The following is a 21,161-nucleotide window of genomic DNA, read 5'->3' on the forward strand; positions in this document are numbered from 1 at the left end:
GAGCACTTTTCAGTTACGCATAGTAATCAACCAGCGAGACCGGACGCGCACGGGTGTTTACAGCCTGCTCCGATTCTCCGGCTACAGCACCGTCAGCATACTGCCCCTGACCCTGACTCTCTCCGGCCATCTGCTCCCGGGATTGCTGCTCAGAGGAGTGATCAGATACAGAGGAGTCCTGCAGCGCAAGCCCCTGCTCAGCAAACATCTCTCTGAGGCGAGGCAAACTCTGCTCCACCGCATCACGAACATGCGCATGAGGTGAACTGAAACTCAGACTGACCTGATCCTGATTAACATTCACCCTTACACTCAACGATCCCAGTTCCGGCGGATCCAACTGAATCTCAGCAACCCGGCTATTCTGCGTCGCGATCATGACTGCGCGCTCTCCCAGCGCATTATTCCAAGCCGGCGTATTCATTCTGACCTGCTGCGGCATCATCAGATTCTGCGCTTCAGTTACCACTTTCTGCGCCTGACTCGGCTGAGCCAGGGACTGACCGGCAGCCGTCACCGCAGCAGCCGGCTTGTCGATAATCGAGCTACTGCTGCTGTCACTTTTCTCTGCAGCAGCCATCTTCTGTAATAACTGTCGGGTCATATCCAGCGCCGCCTCAAATTTCTGTGGCGTTTTCAACTCAACCGGAGAACGCTGAGCCAGTTCCTGATCAACCTCTGCATCGGAAGCCGACTGAGCGGTGCGCACAACGGACTGCTCCGCCAATTGAGTCACTGTCCGGGCGGTCGTGGCATCCTGTTTGGCCACAGCATCTGACTCAGCATCAACAGCCGGCTGGCGGGCAATACTTGCTGGCTGCACAGGTTTTTCATTAACCGACTGACCATTTGATCCCGCAGCCTCAGCCAGAGCGGCCTTACTCTGCCCATCCTGAGGCACCACTGATGCGCCCTGCGTTGAAGAGGCCGCCGCAAACTGCCCGGAAGATGTACGGGCAGCAGCCTCAGCACCATCATCCGTATTGGATGCCCCATGGATCTGTACTGCCGCAGAGTGACCGGCAGCCGGCACCTGCTTCACCGCATCGGCCTGCAAGGGGCCTGGCGCCCGCTCACCCTGTCGTGCCACTTCAGCCGCACGCGCATTCATACGCGCCTGCTCGGCAGCCACACCCGGTGATGCGGAAGCAGCCGCCTGTGCCAGATCCGGTTTTAATGAAGGAGGAGACTGCGCCTCGGAATCAGACGATGCCGAGGCCTGAGCTTCGGGTAACCGGGCGGATTCATCACTCTCGGCAGCTTTACCATCATCAACAGCAGCAGTCATCATCCCGGCCTGCTCCGCATCTGCCGTTGCCTGATCAATCGATGGCTCATTAGTGCCAGCAGACGTCTGATCCGGAGAAACTAACATCGCTTCAGCTTCCGTCTCTGCACCCGCCTCAGCAGCCGCTTCGCCTCCCTCAGGGGTCAGCACCGGCTGCTGCTCGGTGTATTGCCGCAACGCTCTTGCCAGCTCAGCGCTGATCTCTTCCGGAATATCGCCCTGAGCCGCCGACTGCTTTTGCTCAAGCAACTGCGCCATCTGCAACAGACGCTGATTAAACAACTCCTGCTCGGATAACTGCTCGTCGGTCTGCAACGGCAACGCTGCCGTCTGAGGCGGCAAAAACTGGCCGTTGGCAAACTCAGCGGGCTGCCCCGCAGCTCCGCCCTGCTGAGACAGCATGGTACTGAAACCCGTAAATAAACCGGCATTACCCGCAGCAGCAGACTGCGCGCCCTGCGGCAGCATTGACAGATTAAGAGATAACAACCCGCCGGCGGCAGGTAGTGATGCTTGCTCACTCATTTCAGGCCTCCAAATATTTGCCTGTTAATGAATTAGCAAAAAGAGGGCCAACTAGAGAAAGTTGACCTTGTTGCCCTGAGAACGATCATCGATCTGCTTCTGCAACGCTTTTTCTTCAGCGATTCGCTCAGCATCCAGAGCGTTGTCGGTTAACTTCTGCATCCCCTGAACCCGGGCATACGCTTCTTTCCAGTGTTTTTCTACCACTTCCAGCTCACGCCGGTTTTGCTGCATCGCCTGCTGCTGGGTTTGCTGGGCGTCCTGAATTTTCTGCAGAAATGCCTGCTGGGCATGAAGCTGGGCACCGGTATATCCCTGGGCATTGGCACCCAGATAATTTTGCTGGTACTCGGCCATATATTGCTCGAGCTGCTGCATTGTGCGCTGATCCTGCTCTACCCGCTGACGGCTGGCCGCCAGAAACTGATCCGCTTGTTTTTTCTTTCTCTCAGCCAATTCCAGCACTAACTGAAGGCGCTTTGAGCGTTTGTTCATTTCTGCAACCCTTTAGTTACGGCCGGCCTGTGAACCGCTGCCTGAGGCTGTGCCTGCCCCGGGTCTGGCGGCGTGGTCAGGATCATCGCCATCTGCTGCATCGACAACTGCAAAGGGAACGCTTCATCAATTCCCTGACGCAAAAACGCATTCATCGAAGGCAGATTATCGATCACAAAATCCGTATCCGGATCGCTTCCTTTGACATAGGCGCCAACATTGATCAGATCTTCATTTTGCCGGTATTTGGAGTATAGCTGTTTAAAGCGCATCGCCATCTTCAGGTGATCTGATTCGATGATCTGCGGCATCGCACGGCTGATCGACGCCTCTACATCAATCGCAGGATAATGCCCCTGCTCCGCCAGACGTCTGGAGAGCACCACATGCCCATCAAGAATCGCCCTCGCAGAATCAGCCACCGGATCCTGCTGATCATCCCCTTCGGTCAAAACGGTATAGAAAGCGGTAATGGAGCCACCGCCGGCTTCCGCATTACCTGCCCTTTCTACCAGCTTGGGAATCTTGGCAAAGACCGAAGGCGGGTATCCCTTGGTGGCCGGAGGCTCACCCACCGCAAGAGCGATCTCACGCTGAGCCTGTGCATAACGGGTCAGAGAATCCATCAACAGGAGGACATTCTTACCCTGATCACGAAAGTACTCAGCGATCCGGGTCGAAAGCTGCGACGCCCGTAGCCGCATCAGCGGTGAATCATCCGCAGGTGAAGCCACCACCACCGAACGCTTCAGGCCTTCACTGCCCAGACTGTGCTCGATAAATTCTTTAACCTCTCGGCCTCGCTCACCGATCAGGCCTACCACAATTACTTCCGCTTCGGTAAAACGGGTCATCATCCCCAGCAGTACCGACTTACCTACACCACTGCCGGCAAAAAGACCCATACGCTGACCGCGACCAACCGTCAGCAGGCTGTTGATCGTTCGAATCCCTACATCCAGAGTCTGATGAATCGGCTCACGCAGAAGGGGGTTGATAATCTCTCCCGCCAGACCGGTTTCAGCTTCCGGGCGCAAAGGGCCTTTACCATCAATCGGTTTACCCACACCATTGAGCACACGCCCCAGCAGATTCATCCCCACCGGCACTTTACCGCTGGCTGACTGAGCTACCACGCGTGTACCTGCCTGCAATCCCTCAATCGGGTAAAGAGGCATCAGATAGATACGGTCACCGGAAAAGCCCACCACCTCAGCTTCTACACGCTGGGTGGGCGATAACTCGATAAAACAGCATTCACCAACGGCACATTTGATCCCTACCGCCTCAATGGTCAGGCCGATCATCCGGGTAATGCGCCCTTCGACGCGCGGCATAACAGGCTCAAGGCGCAGAGTTTTGTGCCGGGAAATACGCCGCAGCAGCCTACTCATCAGCCTCTGGCCCGGCGCTGTCTACATGACTGAGGAACTGCTCGACAACCTGAGCAAAACGCTCTTCAACCTTATGCTCCACCAGCGTATTACTGGTTTCGAGCTGGTAGCTACCCGGTGTTAACTGAGGATCTTCATCGACTAACAGCGTAACCCCGGACTGAAGAGGGATATTATCCAGACAGGCCCGATCGGCCGGATTGACTCGCACCCGGACTTCGCCCAGCGGCTCCGGCATGTGCTGCAGGGACTGACGAATGGATTCGAGCAATAACTCTTTTCGGGTCTCCAGCTCACGGCCCACAACCGCTTCAGAGAGCATGACCACAAGTTGCAGCAGCTCTTTTTCCATCTGCAGGGTTAACGCACTGACCGGCGCTTCAAATTCAGTTAACAGATTACTCAGGAGCCCCTGCATCCGCCGGATTTCAGCCTCTCCCTGCTGCAACCCCTGCTGCAGCCCCTGTTCAAGGCCTTCAGCCATGCCCGCCGCGTGACCTTCAGCGTGACCTTCACGCCGTCCCTCTTCAAGACCTGCCGCCAGCCCCTCAATCCGGGCGGCTTCACGAATCTCTTCAAGCTCAGCTACGGTAATCTTTTCAGCAGCAATCACCTCTTCGACGACGGTCACTTCCACCGGGTCTTTACGCTGCAGCCCTATGCTGCCACCGGCCCCGCCCATCTGCGGCAGTTCCCAGCCCAGCAGGCCAGCCGCTTCTTCAGCACGAATACGCTTATAGACTTTTTTGTCGGACATGAGCGCTTACCCTAAAGCATCTCTTCGCCGCCGCCACCCAGGATGATTTCACCCTCATCGGCCAGACGACGGGCAACAGAGAGAATCTCTTTCTGCGCTTCTTCAACTTCGGAGACACGAACCGGCCCTTTCGCTTCCAGATCATCACGGAGCAGTTCGGAGGCACGTTTCGACATATTGCGGAATATTTTTTCCTGCAGTGAGACATCCGCCCCCTTGAGGGCAACCACCAGCACATCGGTGGAAACTTCACGCAGAATGGCCTGAATGCCGATATCTTCAACGTCCTGCAGATTCTCGAAGACAAACATCAGGTCAGAAATGGTATTAGCGAGGTTCTCATCAGTCTCTTTGATCGCCTCCATCAGCTCAGCTTCAATGCCGGAGTCGATAAAGTTCATGATATCCGCGGCATTCTTCACCCCACCCAGCGTGGCGGAGCTTGCACCGCTGGCGCCAGCAAATTGACGCTCAAGAATATCATTCAGCTCCTGCAGTGCCTGTGGCTGGATACGATCCAGCGCAGCAACACGCATAAGAATATCCAGGCGCTGCTTATCATCGAAATAACCCAGCACGCCGGCGGCGGCATCCGGTTCGAGGTAGGCCACAACCACGGCCTGAATCTGCGGGTGTTCGTAACGGATAATTTCAGCGATCTGACGCGGTTCCATCCAGCGCAGGGTGTCCAGGCCGGAGGTATTGGTACTCATCAGGATACGATCAAGCAGGGTTTTGGCTTTTTCCTCACCCAACGCCTGATTCAGCATGGCACGAATGTAGATATCGTTATTGATGCCAATACCGGTCTGATCGCTGACCAGCCCCATAAAGTCACCAACAACGGACTCGACACGGGACTGCGGCACATTATTCAACTGCGCCATCGCCTCGCCGATCATCTGGACCTCTTTAGGCCCCATATGCTTGAGTATTTCGGCGGCATCAGCTTCGCCTAAGCTAATCAGCAGGATCGCAGCTTTATCAATTTCGCTGAGATCGCCCTGACCTGCCTCATCACTCATTCTTTACCTACCCACTGTTTCACCGCCTGCGCCACCCGCGCCGGATCCTCAGCAACCATACTACGAATAGCATTTAACTGATAATCAAAGCTTTCATTCGGCGTCGGCAACAGGTCGTTGTCACTGCCAAAGGTTACCGATTCAGACGAAAAATCAGCGCCGTCCAGACCCTCAAGCTCAGCAGTCACTTCACCTGCAGCGCCCAGCCCGGCGACATTACCGGCGGTCCCCGCTGCAGCCAGATTACGCAGAATCGGACGCAGAATACCGAACACCAGCACCAGCACAAAGATCGCAGCCATAATCTGTTTCAGGAGGTCCATCACCCACTCCTGTTTCCAGATCGGCACCTCTTCGGCGACGATAGGCTCTTCAGCAGCAAACGGCGTATTCACGACATTAACACTGTCACCGCGCAGCGCCGAGAAACCCACCGCGTCCTGCACCAGAATTCGCAGACGTTCCAGTTCATTCTGATTCCAGGGTGTACGCTGCACATCACCGCTGTCCGGATTAATACTGGACAGATCATCCACCACTACCGCGACGGTAAGGCGGCGCACCCGTCCCTGCTGATGCTTGGTGTAGCTGATCGTCCGGTCCAACTCAAAGTTTCGTGTTGCCTGCTTACGCGATGAGCCCGGCACACCCACACCCGCGGCGACACCCTCACCGGAAGCCACTTCAGGCACACTGCTCGGGCCCGGAGGCTGGTTAGAAAGAGCGCCCGGCACACCCACTGGCGCAGCCGCGCCAACCCGGGATTCATCCATGGTCTGCTCACTGCGCAGCGCCGGCAGATCAGGGTTATACAGCTCATCGGTCTGCTCTACCGTGGTAAAGTCGATATCGGCGGATACTTCAGCACGAAAACGCCCCATACCTACCACCGGCTGCAGAATACTGTTCACCCGGTTCAGCAAGGTGTCTTCGATGCTACGGGTGTACTCAAGCTGCTTAGCCGCCAGCACAACGTCCACATCCTTATCCCGGATATTCAGCAGACGGCCGCGCTGATCCACCACCGTCACATCATTGACGTCCAGAGAAGGGATACTTGAAGCCACCAGGTTGGCGATAGAAGCGACCTGATCCCGCTCCAGCTTGCGGCCGGAGAACAACTCCAGAAAAACCGATGCTGTAGGCTTGCGGGTATCACGGATAAAAACGGTATCTTTTGGAATGGCCAGATGGACTCGGGCGTTTCGCACAGCCGTCATACTGGAGATAGTACGCGCCAACTCACCTTCCAGCCCCCGGCGGTAGCGGGTTGTTTCCATAAACTGACTGGTTCCCAGACTCTGCTCCTGATCCAGAATCTCAAAACCAACCGTTTTGTCAGCCGTAAAACCTTCTGCGGCCAGTTTCAGCCGTGCCTGATGTACATATTCGTCAGGAACCAGAATCGCCCGGCCATCGGCATCAAAGGTGTAGGGAACATTGTATAAACGCAACTGTTCGATAATCTGGTTCGCATCGGCAAAGTTCAGGTTACTGAAAAGCACCCGCTGATCCGGCTTCTGTGACCAGAGCACAACTGCAAAGCCGATTGCCACACTAGCCGCCAGGCCAACCATCAGACCAATCTGGCGAACTATACTCAGCTTATTGAAGCCCAGCATTGGATTTCCGGTTAAGGTATCTGCGCTATTTGCCACTGCCATCTATCCTGCGTTTTCTGATTATTATATTGGCATCTTCATTATATCTTCATAGGCGGTTACCAGACGGTTACGCACCTGTGTCATCGCCTGAAACGAGACTGAAGCTTTTTCGGCTGCGATCATAACCTGAGGCAGATCCACACCCACCTCACCGCGCTCGTAAGCCACCGCCATTTTTTTGGCTTCTGCCTGGGTTTCGTTAACCCCGTCCACAGCATTCTTAAGAATCTCACCAAAACCGGTACGATCCGAAGGCTTAACATTGCCAATCTCTGTCGGTGCACCCACCATCATTTCAGATGATGCACTCTGCACCTGAGACTTGATCGTTCTCATCTGCATCAGAACACTGTTTATGTCAGCTCTATCAACCATATCCACACCAAACGGCAATTTATTGACATTATAAACAGACAATTACCTTCAGCAAGGAGAAATGCCCAATCTAATGACATTTTTTTGTCTATTTATGTCGTTTTCACAACTCCCTATAGTGCATAAAGCAAAAAACGGGCCATCGGCCCGTTAATCTTTTGACATTTATCCCTAATCAGCAACCCGCTTCCGGTGGATCACCATATTTCAGTCGCACATACATCAACGCAACCGTCAGCGCATCGCCAATCGCGGTATGCCGCTCCATCATCGGAATATCCAGCTTTTTCGAAATGGTATCAAAACGCAGATCAATATTACCGCCCACCGACTTCCACTTGATAATGTCGTGATAAACGTGGGACAGCTCGATCGCCTTATTCGGCAACCCGAAGCCATACTGAGGGCGGATAAACTTATCCAGCATACGAATATCGTAGTTAACGTAATAACCAAGAATCGGACGGTTACCAACAAACGCCAGCACTTGCTCCAAAGCGTCTTCGATATCCATCCCCCCCACCAGATCGCTCTCACGAATCTTGTGAATTTTAATCGACTCACCGGTGAGTGACTTGGGCGGCTTCAGCTTAATATCCAGACGATCGCTGGTAAGCACTTTCTTACCCTTAATCTTTACTGCGCCGATCGAAACGATTTCACCCTGCTTCACGTCCAGACTGGTGGTTTCGCAATCCAGCGAAACCACCTCGTCACCGCGATAGGGCTCAAACAGGTGCGCATGAGGACCCGCTTTATGGTCATACTTCTCTTTTATTCTTCTTACCGCTCTGGGTATGATCATTCAACTTAACCCCCGAGGTGGTACCTCAGTTCCAGGTGCTTTTTGAACCCTTTAACTATATGTAACGCATCCCGCAGCAGATCACGCTCTAACTTATCCAGCGACTGCAGCTCAATAATATTCGGCGTCTGATCATGGCCGTCATCACTGACCTCGATCCGCTTAATCTGCTGCCTCAAGCGTAAGCCGATAAACAGACTCAGCGCTTCGGAGATCTCTTTACCGTGCTTCTCTTTTAATTGTCCGGCCTCAACTAACGCTTCTATCCGGGTAAAGGTATTGGTCGCCTTGATCCGGTACTCCAGCGCGATGGTGCGAATCCCGTGCACAATCGGGAAAATCCCACCTTTCTTGATATCCAGTTGACCTTTATCTTTCAGATTACCAAAGAACGTCAGGGGCGTATCAAACTCCAGTGAAGCCTTGGCGAAGTGCGAAAAGAAAACATCATTGTTGCGCAGATGACGCATAAACCAGTTACGGCTCGCTTTGAATATCGCCGGATTACCGGCAACCGGCTTAGCGTCCACAGCAATGGCCAGATTCATCTGCGAGTCACCATCACACCGGGCCGCCCAGTCACTGAGCATTTGCGTCCAGTCACCCAGCGATTTCACCCAGGCCGGATTCGAAACCATAATATTACCGGGACAGGGCGGGAAGCCAAATTCGATCAAAGTCTCACTGAACCGGTTCAGAGTCTCCTGCATACCCGGCCAGACCAGACCATCGCGATGGATCACCGCATTATCCTGATCGGTCTTCATGATCTGCTCACCGCGCCCTTCCGAGCCCATCACCAGCAAACACACATGGGGCTGCATATCCGCCGGGATAATAATATTGAACAGCTTGGCAATAATCCGACCGTTCATCGCCGCCAGCAGATCCATTGCAAACCGAATTTTAACGCCGTGAGACACGAGTGCCTTGATCAAATCATCCAGCCCCTGCGCTGCGGTTTTCAGATCTTCTACCGTCTGCGCCCGCTCGATCCGCAGGCCGATTACGTGAGAATGACTGGAGAAATAACTCAGCACATCGGTCAGTTCGACAATACCGCTCATCTCATTGTCATCCATGACAACCACACGCTCGATATGCTGCTGGGTCATAATGATCAGGGCATTGAACAGGTAATCATCGGTTTTAACTGAGATCAGACGATAACTGGCTATTTCGGCGATATCCGTCGACATCGGCAGCTCATTCACGACCACCGCATCCAGCAGATCGGTACCGGTCACGATGCCATATCGGTTACCCCGTCGCACCAGCAGGCAGTCCGCCTTTTTCTCCCGCATCAGCAAGGTAGCTTCGCGGATAGAGGTACCCTCGAGAATGACCAGAGGCTCACGTATCAGCCCATCAGAGACCTTGGCCAACATAAATTCGGCCATATCCTGATCTTTGCCGTGCTGCTGGACAATCTCGGTTTTAGCAGACAGGTTCTGCTGAAAGTAATCCGCAAACAAGTTGTTGGTGGACATCAGATCCAGCAACGTCTTGGTCGGCAGGATATGACAGATGGTCTCCTCTTCGGCAATAAAGTTGTGTATCGCCTTACCACGAATCGCCGACCAGCCACCAAAATAGTCTTCATTGGTGTAGTGAACAAACACATGCTCCGGCGCACCATCTGCCTGCTCCGCTACATCATGTTCACCAACGCGCCCTTTAAAGATGATAAACACCCCTTCAGGCTCCTTCCCCGCCGCCATGATCACTTCGCCCTTCTGGTAGTAACCAATATCCAGACTGGAGCGAAGCAGTTCCTGCTCTTTCTTATCCAATAAGCTGAACGGCAGATTGTTCATTTGAAAACCGTCAGACATTCCACATCCCCTGTATAGGAAAGAAAAAGGGCGCACCAACCTTCGCTGGGCGCCCTTTAGCTTGTTTAACTAAGCGATCTTAGTGATCGTGAGCTTCACCAGCACCACGTGGGATACGCAGATCTTCTACGATATCCTGGATCTCCTGTGGTGGTTCCTGAGTCATGTTGGAGACTACGAAGCCAACAACGATGTGCAGGATAGCACCCACTGTACCGAAGCCACCTGGGGAGATACCCATGATGTACTCGGATGGAGAACCGCCACCGAATGCGAAGTAGTACATGTAGCACATAGTAGTTACCAGACCTACCAGCATACCTGCAATCGCACCCTGAGAAGTGTGACGTTTCCAGAAGATACCCATGATGATAGCCGGGAATACGGAGGCACATGCCAGACCGAACGCCAGTGCTACTACCTGAGCTACGAAGCCCGGAGGATTGATACCGAAGTAACCTGCAATACAGATTGCCACGATAGCCGCCAGTCGAGCGTACATCAGCTCCTGCTTATCAGTGATATCAGGATTGATGGTCTTCTTCATCAGGTCGTGAGAGATCGCTGTGGAGATTACCAGCAGCAGACCCGCTGCAGTAGACAGAGCCGCTGCTACTGCACCCGCGGCCACCAGAGCAATTACCCAGTTAGGCAGCTGCGCGATGTCAGGGTTAGCCAGTACCATGATGTCACGGTCAACGTATACTTCGTTAGCGAATGGCTGTTTAGCCGCATCGAAAGAGGTGTCAGTCACAGCATTGCTGGTCATACGCTGACCATACTCACCACGCTCTTCAGTGAACGCTGGCTTGCCTTTACCTTCAAACGCTTTACCTGCAGCGTACTGTACTTTGCCGTCACCGTTACGATCCTGCCATGCCAGCAGACCGGTGTTTTCCCAGTTCTTGAACCACTCTGGCATTTCAGCGTAAGCCGTACCTGTACCTTCAGCACCGTTCAGGGTCTGGATCAGGTTTACACGACCGAAACCAGCAACACCCGGAACCGCAGTGTACAGCAGGGCGATGAAGATCAGTGCGTAACCCGCAGAGATACGTGCGTCTTTTACACGTGGTACGGTGAAGAAACGTACGATTACGTGAGGCAGACCCGCAGTACCACACATCAGCGCTACGGTCAGGAAGAAGATATCGATAGTCGATTTCTTACCATCCGTATACTGGCTGAAGCCCAGATCAACCGACAACTGGTCCAGTGTCGCCAGAACAGACATACCGCTGTCCAGAGTCGCACCCAGACCGATCTGTGGCAGGAAGTGACCGGTTACCTGAGCAGACAGGAAGAATGCCGGTACAGTGAACGCCAGGATCAGTACACAGTACTGAGCAACCTGAGTGTAAGTAATACCCTTCATACCGCCCAGTACAGCGTAGAAGAATACGATCGCCATACCGATGATTACACCAGTATTGATGTCAACGTGCAGGTAACGGGAGAATACGATACCTACACCACGCATCTGACCCGCCACGTAAGTGAAGGAGATAACGATGGTACATACTACAGCGATAGTACGTGCAGTCTGGGAGTAATAACGATCCCCGATGAAGTCAGGTACAGTGAACTTACCGAACTTACGCAGGTAAGGCGCCAGCAGCAGCGCCAGCAGTACGTAACCGCCAGTCCAGCCCATCAGGTAAGCCGCACCATCGCGACCAATGAAGGAAACCAGACCCGCCAGGGAGATAAACGATGCTGCAGACATCCAGTCCGCTGCCGTCGCCATGCCGTTTGCAATTGGTGGTACACCACCGCCTGCTACGTAAAATTCTTTAGTGGAACCTGCACGTGCCCATACCGCGATACCGATATAGAGCAGGAAGGACCCGCCAACAAACAGAAAAGTTAAAGCGTCGAGACTCATAGCAATGCCGTCCTAATGAAAATTATTATTGTTATTCGTGAACGTCATACTTCTCGTCAAGCTTGTTCATGCTGAACACGTAGGTCCAGATCAAGATGACGAATACGAAGATTGACCCCTGCTGGCCGAACCAGAATCCCAACGGGAAGCCGAAGAACGGAATCTCATTGAGCTGATCAACAAACAGGATCGCGCAGCCGTAGGAAACTACGAACCAAATCACGAGGTGAGTCACAATGATGCGCAAGTTCTCGCGCCAATAGGCTTGCGCCTGCTCATTACTGATTGACATAACACCATCCTTATTTTTTTTATTGAGAAAATTGGTGAAAATTTAAGACGAGTACAGACTATCAAACCGCCAGATCAAACAAAGCTCAACTTTAGTCGACTCAACTTTTAGCTAGTCTGGCCCTCGTTCCCCCCCGATCAACCGTATCACGGGCGATCCGCCCTAAAATAAAAAAACCTAATAACTACAACAAGCTATACAAAGGTCTTAGCCCTCATAAGCTTTTCTGTTGACACTGATTCAGGACAAGGCTTTGATTGGGTTCTGCACAAAAAGCGGTAAACTATCAGCCCGCTTTCGTACAAATATTTTTCAAGGACATGACGATGCTTTCTGGCTGGTCGATCATTCTTATCTCTCTGGCCTATCTGGGCCTGCTGTTTGCTATTGCCTACTGGGGTGATAAGAGCGCACAGAATAAGAAAACCATTATCAGCCGACCGATTATCTACTCCCTGTCACTCGCGGTGTACTGCTCCTCATGGACTTTTTATGGCGCTGTTGGCCGCGCAACCACCAGCGGCTGGGAGTTTCTTGCCACCTATCTTGGCCCGGCCATTGTCTTTATCTTTGGCTGGCAGCTTATTGAGAAGATGATTCTGATCAGTAAACAGCAGAACATCACGACGATTTCCGACTTCATCTCCTCACGTTACGGCAAGAGCCAGTCACTGGCGGTACTGGTCACACTGATTGCCGTATCCGGCACCATGCCCTACATCGCCATGCAGCTTAAAGCGGTCGCGATCAGTTATAACGCGCTGACGCCGGGAACCGAGGAGGTCATCAGCAAAGGGAGCGACACCGCCCTGTTTGTCGCTATCGTTATGGCGATCTTTGCCATCCTCTTCGGCACCCGGCATATCGATGCCACCGAACACCATGAAGGGCTGGTACTGGCCGTCGCGTTCGAATCGATCATCAAGCTGGCCGCGTTTATTGCCGTCGGTATCTTTGTCACTCTGGAGGTGTTCGACGGGTTTGACGATCTTGCCTACAACGTTTCAATACAGCTGAGTAACAATCAGAACTTTAATTCCTTCCTTGGCGACAGTTTTTTGACGGAGATCCTGCTGGCCTGTACCGCAGTGATCTGCCTGCCTCGCCAGTTCCATGTCACCATCGTCGAGAACACCCACGCCAACCACCTGAAACTGGCGCGCTGGCTGTTTCCGATCTATCTGATTCTGCTGGCCATGTTTGTCCTGCCCATCTCCACCGCAGGCCTGCTCTATTTTGACAGCACCGGAGTCGATGCCGATACCTATGTACTGATGCTGCCGCTGGCTGCCGACTACAAAGCACTGGCCACCTTCGCCTTTATTGGCGGACTGTCAGCCTCCACCAGTATGGTTATCGTCGCCAGCATCACGCTGGCCACCATGGTCTGTAACGACATTATCATGCCGCTGCTGTTCCGTATCTCATGGTTACGTCTGTCAGATAACAGCGACGTAGGCGCCCTGCTGCTCAGAGTGCGCCGCATCACCATTATGTGCCTGATGATTCTGGCCTATTTCTACTACCGTATCCTCGGCGAGCAATCACCCCTGGCCTCCTTCGGCCTGCTGGCCTTTGTCGCTGCGGCTCAGTTTCTGCCTGCAATCATCGGTGGCATCTACTGGAAGGCCGGTTCCCGGCATGGTGTACTTGCCGGCCTGATCGGTGGCTACCTGCTCTGGCTCTACACGCTGGTACTGCCCTCGTTCAGCGAGGCAGGGCTGCTCGGGCCGGAGTATCTCCACACCGGTATTTTTGGTATCGACTGGCTCAAGCCTACCCATCTGTTTGGCATTCAGGCGATGGATCCACTGACCCACGGGGTCTTCTGGTCTCTGTTGATCAATACCAGCCTCTACTTCCTGATCTCACGCTACACAAATCTGCGACTGGTCGACCGGATTCAGGCCAGCGCTTTTGTCGATGTCTACAACAAAGACCTCACCGAAACCTCACGCCACTACGGTCAGGTTACCGTTGGCGATCTGCAGATGCTGACGGAGCGGTTCCTCGGCCTGAGCCGGACCCAGCATGCCTTTACCGGTTTCGCGCTGCAGCGTGGTGAAGAGCCTCCCCTGTCCGGCGACAAAGCCACGCCGGAGATGGTTCAGTTCACTGAACGCCTGCTGGCGGGTGTGATCGGCGCCTCTTCGGCACGGATTGTCCTTGCTTCTACCCTGCGCGGTAAAGAGATGCAGATAGGCGATATCGTCACCATTGTCGACGAAGCTTCCCAGGCCCTGCGCTTTAACCGCTCTCTGCTGCAGTCCACCATTGAGAATATCAGTCTGGGGATCAGCGTGGTTGATCAGCAGATGCGTCTGGTAGCCTGGAACCGGGTTTACGTGGAGATGTTCGACTATCCCGAGGGTCTGATCTGTATCGGCCGGCCAATTGAAGAGGTATTCCGCTACAACGCGATGAAGGGTGAGTATGGCCCGGGCAATAACGACGAGCAGGTCAAACGCCGGCTGGCGATCCTCAAGTCAGGCAAGCGTCACAGCTATGAGCGTTTCCGCCCTGACGGCACGGTACTCGAGGTGCGCGGCAACCCGATGCCAAACGGTGGTTACGTGAACACCTACATGGACATCACGACCTACAAGCACGTTGAGGAAGCGCTGCGCGAGAGTGAGCAGAATATTCGTATCTACACCGACAACGTCCCCGTACTGATCGCTTATCTGGATCCGGAGCGACGCTACCTGTTTATCAACAAAGCCTATGCCGACACCTTTAATCTGGATCGCAACACCATCTCCGGCCAGCCCTGTTACAAGATCATGTCGGCAGCAGAATATGAGCTGCGCAGCCCCTATATTACCGCTGCACTGGAGGGTAAACGCCAGCAATTTGAGACCACACTGCCAAGCAAGGATGGCAGCACCCGCTTTGCCGAGGTGAAGTACATTCCCCATATCGGCGAGTATGGCGATGTGCTGGGTTACTTTACTCTGTATCTGGATATCACAGAGCGACGCAAAGCGGAGCGCGCCCTGCAGGAAACCAACGAGACCCTTGAACAGCGCGTGCGCGAGCGTACCCATGCTCTGTCGGTTGTAAACAAAGAGCTGCGTAAGGAGAACACCATCCGCTCCCTGATGGAGGACGAGCTGCGTCAGGCCAAATCTGATGCAGAGGATGCCAACCTGGGTAAAACCCGCTTCCTCGCCTCGGCCAGCCACGACCTGCTGCAGCCTCTCAACGCCGCCCGTCTGTTTACCTCAGCGCTGGCACAGCAAAGCCACAGCGAAGAAACCCGTCAGCTTGTCGACAACCTGAACGGCTCACTGACCGCGGCGGAGGAGCTGATCACCGCGATTCTGGATATATCCAAACTGGATGCCGGTGCATTGGCCCCCTCCATTACCGACTTCTCCATCGATGATATGTTTACCGCCCTGAGCACCGAGTTTAATGCGGTTGCCGAGAAGAAAAATCTCAAGTTCCACTTTGTTCAGTGCAAACAGGTGGTGCGCTCCGATCAACAACTGCTGCGACGCATTATTCAGAACTTCCTTTCCAACGCGATTCGTTACACTCAGGAGGGTAAGATTCTGCTCGGCTGCCGCCGACGTAAGAATATGCTGCGGATCGAAGTGTGGGATACCGGCGTCGGCATCGCCGAAAACAAACTCAGCGAAGTCTTTGAAGAGTTTCGCCGCATCGATAACCCGAAACACTCCCAGGTACAGGGACTGGGTCTGGGGCTGGCGATCACTGAACGTATCGCCCGCATGCTGAACCATAAACTCGGGGTACGTTCCTGGCCAACCAAAGGCACCGTGTTCAGTATTGAGATTCCGTTCGGCGATGCCAGCAAAGCGGTCAAACCGAAACCGGAGGCCCGCGGCTGGATACGCAGTAAGGGGCTGAATGGTATCCGGGTGATGGTCATCGACAATGAACCAAAAATTCTCGAAGGCATGTCTGCCCTGCTTCAGGGCTGGGGCTGCGAAGTAACCACCGCCCTTTCCGGACAACGGGCGATGGAACTGGTCAGCGATGACGGCTTCCAGCCGGAGATTATTCTGGCCGATTACCACCTCTCCGAAACCCATACCGGTACGATGGCCCTGCGGGAGCTGCAGCCCTTGCTGGAAAAAGACGTGCCATCCATCGTCATTACCGCTGACCGCACCGATGAGGTGAAAGAGGAGATCAGCAACAGTGGCGCGCAGTTACTCACCAAGCCGATCCGCCCGGCAGCACTAAGAGCGATGATTAATAAAACCATCGCCAACGCCCGGGCCAGCAGCAGCGAGCAGACATAAAAATAAGCTTACCGGCAACAGCCGCGCCTTTAGGAGGCGCGTCTCGCGCAGAGCGGCTCCGAAAATTCGCCACATCTTCGCACCGTGATGGCGCTCCCACAAAAAATCGTGCATCGACCAAGCTGAAACCAATAAAAAAGCACCCTAAGGTGCTTTCCAGAACTCTGACTGAGTAAAGTTATTCCAGATCGGTTTTTGGTGGTTCCACACCCAGACGCTGGGCTGCAATCACCGCCTGAGTGCGGCTGTGCACACCCAGTTTGCGCAAAATCGCCGTTACGTGCGCTTTGATGGTGGCTTCAGAAACACTCAACTCGTAAGCGATCTGCTTGTTCAGCAATCCCTCTGTCAACATAGTCAGCACGCGGAACTGCTGCGGCGTCAGAGCCGCCAGCGCTGCGGCAAACTTCTGATCATCTTCACTGACATCACCGAGGTTGTCAGCCACTTCCTGCGGCAGCCATTCTTCACCTTCCAGCACTGCGACGATCGCATCGCCGATGGTTTCCAGAGGTGCCGATTTGGGGATAAAGCCGGAAGCACCATAATCAATGGCACGACGCATTACATTCGGCTCTTCACTACCGGAAACCACAACCACCGGAATACCGGGGTTCTGACCACGCAGGAAAACCAGACCGGAGAAGCCGTTGGTGCCCGGCATGTGGATATCCAGCAGAACCAGATCAGCATCCGAGTGCTGCTCTACCGCCTCCTGCACTGCGGTCAATGAATCCGCTTCAATGGTTTCCACACCCGGAATCGCCTGATTCACCGCCTGCTTCAACGCAGCACGAAACAGCGGGTGATCATCAGCGATAATAATTTTTTGTGCTAACTGCATGCGTTCTCTTCCCCCTTCAGAAATCCCAATACGAACGCCGACCGTTCAGAAACGGTTAATCCTGTTCTGAGCATACCACTATAAAACAAAAAACTCCCGCCAGCCTCAATACATTGGGCCGGCGGGAGTTTTCAGCGTACTACTTCAGCTTCAGCAATGCTGGTTAGCTGCGGTTCATACGGTTTTCGATCAGATCATCCACAACGGTTGGATCTGCCAGAGTAGAAGTATCACCCAGAGAACCGAAATCGTCCTCGGCAATCTTACGCAGGATACGGCGCATGATCTTACCGGAACGGGTCTTAGGCATACCCGGTGCGAACTGAATCAAATCCGGAGATGCGATCGGGCCGATCTCGGAGCGAACCCAGGTACGCAGCTCTTTCAGCAGCTCATCAGACTGATCGAAGCCAGCCTGCAGAGTCACGTAAACGTAGATGCCCTGACCCTTAACTTCGTGCGGATAACCGACTACCGCAGCTTCAGCTACCGCCTCGTGAGCTACCAGCGCAGATTCGATCTCTGCTGTACCCATACGGTGACCGGATACGTTGATTACGTCATCAACACGACCGGTGATCCAGTAGTAATCATCTGCGTCACGACGAGCACCGTCACCGGTGGTGTAGTAACCCTTGTAAGTAGAGAAGTAAGTCTGAATAAAGCGCTCATGGTCACCCCAGATAGAGCGGCTCTGTCCAGGCCAGGAATCTTTGATAACCAGATTACCTTCGGTCGCACCTTCCAGCTCTTTACCATCGGCATCGAGCAGCGCAGGCTGAACACCGAAGAACGGACGAGAGGCCGCACCCGGTTTAGCCGCCGTCGCACCCGGCAGAGGCAGAATCATCATGCCGCCGGTTTCAGTCTGCCACCAGGTATCAACGATCGGGCAACGGCCCTGACCAATAATGCGGTGGTACCACTCCCATGCTTCAGGGTTAATCGGCTCACCAACAGAACCCAGAATACGCAGGGAAGACAGGTCAGAATCGCCGAGTACATCTTCACCCTGCTGCATCAGTGCACGGATGGCCGTTGGTGCAGTGTAGAACTGGTTAACTTTGTGTTTTTCGATAACACGGCCGAAACGGCTGTTATCCGGGTAGCTTGGCACACCTTCGAACATAACGGATGTAGCACCGTTAGCCAGCGGGCCGTATACGATGTAGCTGTGACCGGTTACCCAACCCACATCCGCAGTACACCAGTAGATGTCGCCATCTTTATAGTCAAATGCGTACTCGTGAGTCATGGCAGCGTAAACCATGTAACCACCGGTAGTGTGCTTCAGACCTTTCGGCGCACCCGTAGAACCGGAGGTGTAGAGAATGAACATCGGCGCTTCTGCTTCCATCTCTTCAGGCGCACAGTCCGCAGAGGCTTCAGCTACGATATCTTCGTACCATACGTCGACATCGCTGTTCCAGGCTACGTCGTCTTCAACACGCTTAACAACGATTACACTCTGAACACAGGCTTTCGCTGCGCCATGTTCCAGCGCCTTATCTACATTGGCTTTCAGCGGTACTGATTTACCTGCGCGCAGAGAGTAGTTAGAGGTTACAACAACCTTGGACTTAGCACCCTCGATACGTGCCGCCAGCGCTTCCGGAGAGAAGCCACCGAAAACGATCGAGTGAACCGCACCGATACGGGTACACGCCAGCATCGCTACAGCAGCTTCCGGAATCATCGGCATGTACAGGGTAACTACATCGCCCTTCTCAACGCCCTGGGCTTTCAGCGCGTTAGCAAATTTACATACGCGCTCATGCAGATCGCGGTAGGTGATGTTTTCAGATTCGCTCGGATCATCACCTTCCCAGATGATGGCAACCTGATCGCCACGGGTTTCCAGGTGGCGGTCCAGGCAGTTGTAAGACGCGTTCAGTGTGCCGTCTTCAAACCAGCGGATATCGACGTTGTGCGGATCAAAAGAGGTGTTTTTAACTTTGGTGTATGGCTTGAACCAATCCAGACGCTTTCCTGCTTCGCCCCAGAATGCATCCGGATCGTTGACGGATTGCTCATACATCGCCAGATATTTTTCGTTATCAATATGCGCGTTTGCCGCAATCTCCGGACTTACTGGATATACCTTTTCACTCATCGTGATGCCCTTAGCTTGGTTATATTATTCTTTACGCCTCTGGATCGCCTTTACTTTCTTGATTGTTATTTTTGAACGCGATCAGGCTTTTATATCAGGACTTAGATTTATACAGAAGGGGCGACACCAGCCTGAATTAGACATTGGTATATCCGGCGTAAGACCTTAGTCTCTAGAGGCCTTTATTACGCGGGAAAGCGGCCGAAAAGGCGGGGCTCATCGCCCCAGCTCTTTATCCAGATCGATCCCCAGTTCACGCATTTTTGCCAGTTTGTAGCGCAGGGTTCGCGGACTGATTCCGAGATTTTCTGCCGCCTCTTTACGGCTGCCGTGGGTGGCTTTCAGGGCATCGACGATCAACTGAAACTCATGCTGGCGCATCCCTTCTCCCAACTGCCCGGCCAGATCTTCATCGGAGATCTCCTCTGAATCCTGCAAGGTACTTTCTGCCAGATCATCGGGGTTCAGCATCAGATCAGCCACGCCGATCTCAACACCCTGCTGCAGAATCAGCGCGCGCTGCACCACGTTATCGAGCTCTCGCACATTACCCGGCCAACTGTAGGCCGCCAGTGCCTGCTTAACCTCATCCGCCAGAGACACCGGTGCCCGGTGCATCTTCTGACAATGCTTGCGAAACAACCGTTCAGCCAGAGGCACAATATCGGCCGGACGTTCACGCAACGGTTTCCACTGCAACGGAAACACATTCAACCGATAGTACAGGTCTTCGCGGAATTTACCTTCAGCCACGTAAGATTCCAGCTTACGGTTGGTGGTTGCCAGCACCCGTACATCCAGCGGAATAACCTTACGTCCGCCGATGCGTTCTACCTCCTGTTCCTGCAGCACACGCAGCAGTTTGGCCTGCAATCCCAGATCCATCTCTGAGATTTCATCCAGCAGCAGCGTGCCGCCATCAGCCTGTTCAAACTTGCCCGGCGAACTGCTGTAAGCCCCGGTAAACGCGCCTTTTTCATGACCAAACAGGGTGGCTTCCAGCATATTCTCTGGAATCGCCGCGCAGTTAATCGCAATAAACGGCTTACCTGCCCGGCCTGAATGACTGTGTATATACTGCGCCAGCACCTCTTTACCGGTACCTGACTCACCGGAGATCAGCACGGTGGAATCCGAGGTAGCCACCCGCCGCGCCAGTTGCAGCAACTGCTTGCTCGCCGCCTCTTCGGCGATTGGCTGCTCAACCTCTTCCGCCGTCGTTTCACCGACCGCGAAACGACGCACAGCAGAGATCAGCGCCGCCGAATCAAACGGTTTCATCAGGTAGTCCACCGCACCGGCTTTAATCGCCTCTACCGCCTTGCTGACCTGACCAAATGCGGTGATCAGCATCACCGGCAGCCCCGGATAATGAAGCCTGATCTGTTCCAGCAGCGCATGACCGTCCATGCCCGGCATGTTCACATCACTGACCACCATATCCACCTGATTGTCAGCCAGCATCTCCAGCGCCTGTTCGGCGTCTTCCGCCGCCAGAAAATCGAACCCGGCCAGCTCCAGCGTGTCACACAGCGCTTCACGCAACTCACTGTCATCTTCCACTATCAAAATACGGTTAGACATAAGATT

At 53.9% G+C, this 21,161-nt stretch carries 15 protein-coding genes; 1 reads left to right on the forward strand and 14 read right to left on the reverse strand.

From position 1 onward, the window contains the following. Positions 1-13 precede the first annotated feature (13 nt). The 11 genes from QUD59_RS04870 to QUD59_RS04920 all read right to left on the reverse strand — a co-directional run bounded on the left by QUD59_RS04870 (position 14) and on the right by QUD59_RS04920 (position 12,340). Positions 14-1,813, reverse strand: coding sequence for a flagellar hook-length control protein FliK (locus QUD59_RS04870; RefSeq protein ID WP_286239962.1), 1,800 nt, complete (start codon positions 1,811-1,813; stop codon positions 14-16). A 51-nt stretch (positions 1,814-1,864) separates the two neighbouring features. Continuing rightward, positions 1,865-2,308, reverse strand: coding sequence for a flagellar export protein FliJ (gene fliJ / locus QUD59_RS04875; protein WP_286239964.1), 444 nt, complete (start codon positions 2,306-2,308; stop codon positions 1,865-1,867). Continuing rightward, positions 2,305-3,702 (reverse strand): flagellar protein export ATPase FliI, encoded by a 1,398-nt coding sequence (gene fliI / locus QUD59_RS04880; RefSeq protein WP_286239965.1) that lies wholly within the window; start codon positions 3,700-3,702, stop codon positions 2,305-2,307. The genes fliJ and fliI overlap by 4 nt, the downstream gene beginning before the upstream one ends. Beyond that, positions 3,695-4,459: a FliH/SctL family protein gene (locus QUD59_RS04885; RefSeq protein ID WP_286239966.1), complete on the reverse strand. Its 765-nt coding sequence runs from the start codon at positions 4,457-4,459 to the stop codon at positions 3,695-3,697. The genes fliI and QUD59_RS04885 overlap by 8 nt, the downstream gene beginning before the upstream one ends. Before the next feature lie 11 nt (positions 4,460-4,470). Then, the gene (gene fliG / locus QUD59_RS04890; RefSeq protein ID WP_286239967.1) at positions 4,471-5,484 is read right to left on the reverse strand and encodes a flagellar motor switch protein FliG; all 1,014 of its coding nucleotides are present in this window, start codon (positions 5,482-5,484) and stop codon (positions 4,471-4,473) included. Further along, positions 5,481-7,148 carry a flagellar basal-body MS-ring/collar protein FliF gene (gene fliF, locus QUD59_RS04895; protein ID WP_434025542.1) on the reverse strand — a complete coding sequence of 556 codons (1,668 nt, stop codon included), beginning with the start codon at positions 7,146-7,148 and terminating at the stop codon, positions 5,481-5,483. Before fliF ends, fliG begins: the two co-directional genes overlap by 4 nt. Positions 7,149-7,169: 21 nt before the next feature. Further along, positions 7,170-7,523 (reverse strand): flagellar hook-basal body complex protein FliE, encoded by a 354-nt coding sequence (gene fliE / locus QUD59_RS04900; protein WP_286239969.1) that lies wholly within the window; start codon positions 7,521-7,523, stop codon positions 7,170-7,172. Between the two features lie 175 nt (positions 7,524-7,698). Beyond that, positions 7,699-8,328, reverse strand: coding sequence for a 3'-5' exonuclease (locus QUD59_RS04905; RefSeq protein WP_286239970.1), 630 nt, complete (start codon positions 8,326-8,328; stop codon positions 7,699-7,701). Positions 8,329-8,333: 5 nt separating this feature from the next. Further along, positions 8,334-10,163: a putative nucleotidyltransferase substrate binding domain-containing protein gene (locus tag QUD59_RS04910; RefSeq protein WP_286239971.1), complete on the reverse strand. Its 1,830-nt coding sequence runs from the start codon at positions 10,161-10,163 to the stop codon at positions 8,334-8,336. Positions 10,164-10,242: 79 nt separating this feature from the next. Continuing rightward, on the reverse strand, positions 10,243-12,048 hold the full coding sequence (locus QUD59_RS04915) for a sodium:solute symporter family protein (RefSeq protein WP_286239972.1): 1,806 nt from the start codon (positions 12,046-12,048) through the stop codon (positions 10,243-10,245). A 31-nt stretch (positions 12,049-12,079) separates the two neighbouring features. Next, positions 12,080-12,340, reverse strand: a complete 261-nt coding sequence (locus tag QUD59_RS04920; RefSeq protein WP_286239974.1) for a DUF4212 domain-containing protein — start codon at positions 12,338-12,340, stop codon at positions 12,080-12,082. A 320-nt stretch (positions 12,341-12,660) separates the two neighbouring features. Between QUD59_RS04920 and QUD59_RS04925 the strand changes: the two genes are divergently transcribed. Beyond that, positions 12,661-16,614, forward strand: coding sequence for a hybrid sensor histidine kinase/response regulator (locus QUD59_RS04925; RefSeq protein ID WP_434025543.1), 3,954 nt, complete (start codon positions 12,661-12,663; stop codon positions 16,612-16,614). A gap of 178 nt (positions 16,615-16,792) precedes the next feature. On the opposite strand, the gene QUD59_RS04930 is transcribed toward QUD59_RS04925, so the two are convergent. The 3 genes from QUD59_RS04930 to QUD59_RS04940 all read right to left on the reverse strand — a co-directional run bounded on the left by QUD59_RS04930 (position 16,793) and on the right by QUD59_RS04940 (position 21,155). Further along, positions 16,793-17,458 carry a response regulator transcription factor gene (locus tag QUD59_RS04930; protein ID WP_286239975.1) on the reverse strand — a complete coding sequence of 222 codons (666 nt, stop codon included), beginning with the start codon at positions 17,456-17,458 and terminating at the stop codon, positions 16,793-16,795. A gap of 163 nt (positions 17,459-17,621) precedes the next feature. Then, positions 17,622-19,571 (reverse strand): acetate--CoA ligase, encoded by a 1,950-nt coding sequence (gene acs / locus QUD59_RS04935; RefSeq protein WP_286239976.1) that lies wholly within the window; start codon positions 19,569-19,571, stop codon positions 17,622-17,624. A gap of 216 nt (positions 19,572-19,787) precedes the next feature. After that, the gene (locus tag QUD59_RS04940; RefSeq protein WP_286239977.1) at positions 19,788-21,155 is read right to left on the reverse strand and encodes a sigma-54-dependent transcriptional regulator; all 1,368 of its coding nucleotides are present in this window, start codon (positions 21,153-21,155) and stop codon (positions 19,788-19,790) included. Between the last annotated feature and the right edge of the window lie 6 nt (positions 21,156-21,161).

The organism is Neptuniibacter halophilus (assembly GCF_030295765.1).
Lineage (GTDB): Bacteria > Pseudomonadota > Gammaproteobacteria > Pseudomonadales > Balneatricaceae > Neptuniibacter > Neptuniibacter halophilus.

Excerpts from the sequence above, each read along its gene's own strand:
- QUD59_RS04870 (WP_286239962.1), bottom strand. The coding sequence starts at position 1,813 with ATGAGTGAGCAAGCATCACTACCTGCCGCCGGCGGGTTGTTATCTCTT.
- fliJ (WP_286239964.1), bottom strand. The coding sequence starts at position 2,308 with ATGAACAAACGCTCAAAGCGCCTTCAGTTAGTGCTGGAATTGGCTGAG.
- fliI (WP_286239965.1), bottom strand. The coding sequence starts at position 3,702 with ATGAGTAGGCTGCTGCGGCGTATTTCCCGGCACAAAACTCTGCGCCTT.
- QUD59_RS04885 (WP_286239966.1), bottom strand. The coding sequence starts at position 4,459 with ATGTCCGACAAAAAAGTCTATAAGCGTATTCGTGCTGAAGAAGCGGCT.
- fliG (WP_286239967.1), bottom strand. The coding sequence starts at position 5,484 with ATGAGTGATGAGGCAGGTCAGGGCGATCTCAGCGAAATTGATAAAGCT.
- fliF (WP_434025542.1), bottom strand. The coding sequence starts at position 7,148 with ATGGCAGTGGCAAATAGCGCAGATACCTTAACCGGAAATCCAATGCTG.
- fliE (WP_286239969.1), bottom strand. The coding sequence starts at position 7,523 with ATGGTTGATAGAGCTGACATAAACAGTGTTCTGATGCAGATGAGAACG.
- QUD59_RS04905 (WP_286239970.1), bottom strand. The coding sequence starts at position 8,328 with ATGATCATACCCAGAGCGGTAAGAAGAATAAAAGAGAAGTATGACCAT.
- QUD59_RS04910 (WP_286239971.1), bottom strand. The coding sequence starts at position 10,163 with ATGTCTGACGGTTTTCAAATGAACAATCTGCCGTTCAGCTTATTGGAT.
- QUD59_RS04915 (WP_286239972.1), bottom strand. The coding sequence starts at position 12,048 with ATGAGTCTCGACGCTTTAACTTTTCTGTTTGTTGGCGGGTCCTTCCTG.
- QUD59_RS04920 (WP_286239974.1), bottom strand. The coding sequence starts at position 12,340 with ATGTCAATCAGTAATGAGCAGGCGCAAGCCTATTGGCGCGAGAACTTG.
- QUD59_RS04925 (WP_434025543.1), top strand. The coding sequence starts at position 12,661 with ATGACGATGCTTTCTGGCTGGTCGATCATTCTTATCTCTCTGGCCTAT.
- QUD59_RS04930 (WP_286239975.1), bottom strand. The coding sequence starts at position 17,458 with ATGCAGTTAGCACAAAAAATTATTATCGCTGATGATCACCCGCTGTTT.
- acs (WP_286239976.1), bottom strand. The coding sequence starts at position 19,571 with ATGAGTGAAAAGGTATATCCAGTAAGTCCGGAGATTGCGGCAAACGCG.
- QUD59_RS04940 (WP_286239977.1), bottom strand. The coding sequence starts at position 21,155 with ATGTCTAACCGTATTTTGATAGTGGAAGATGACAGTGAGTTGCGTGAA.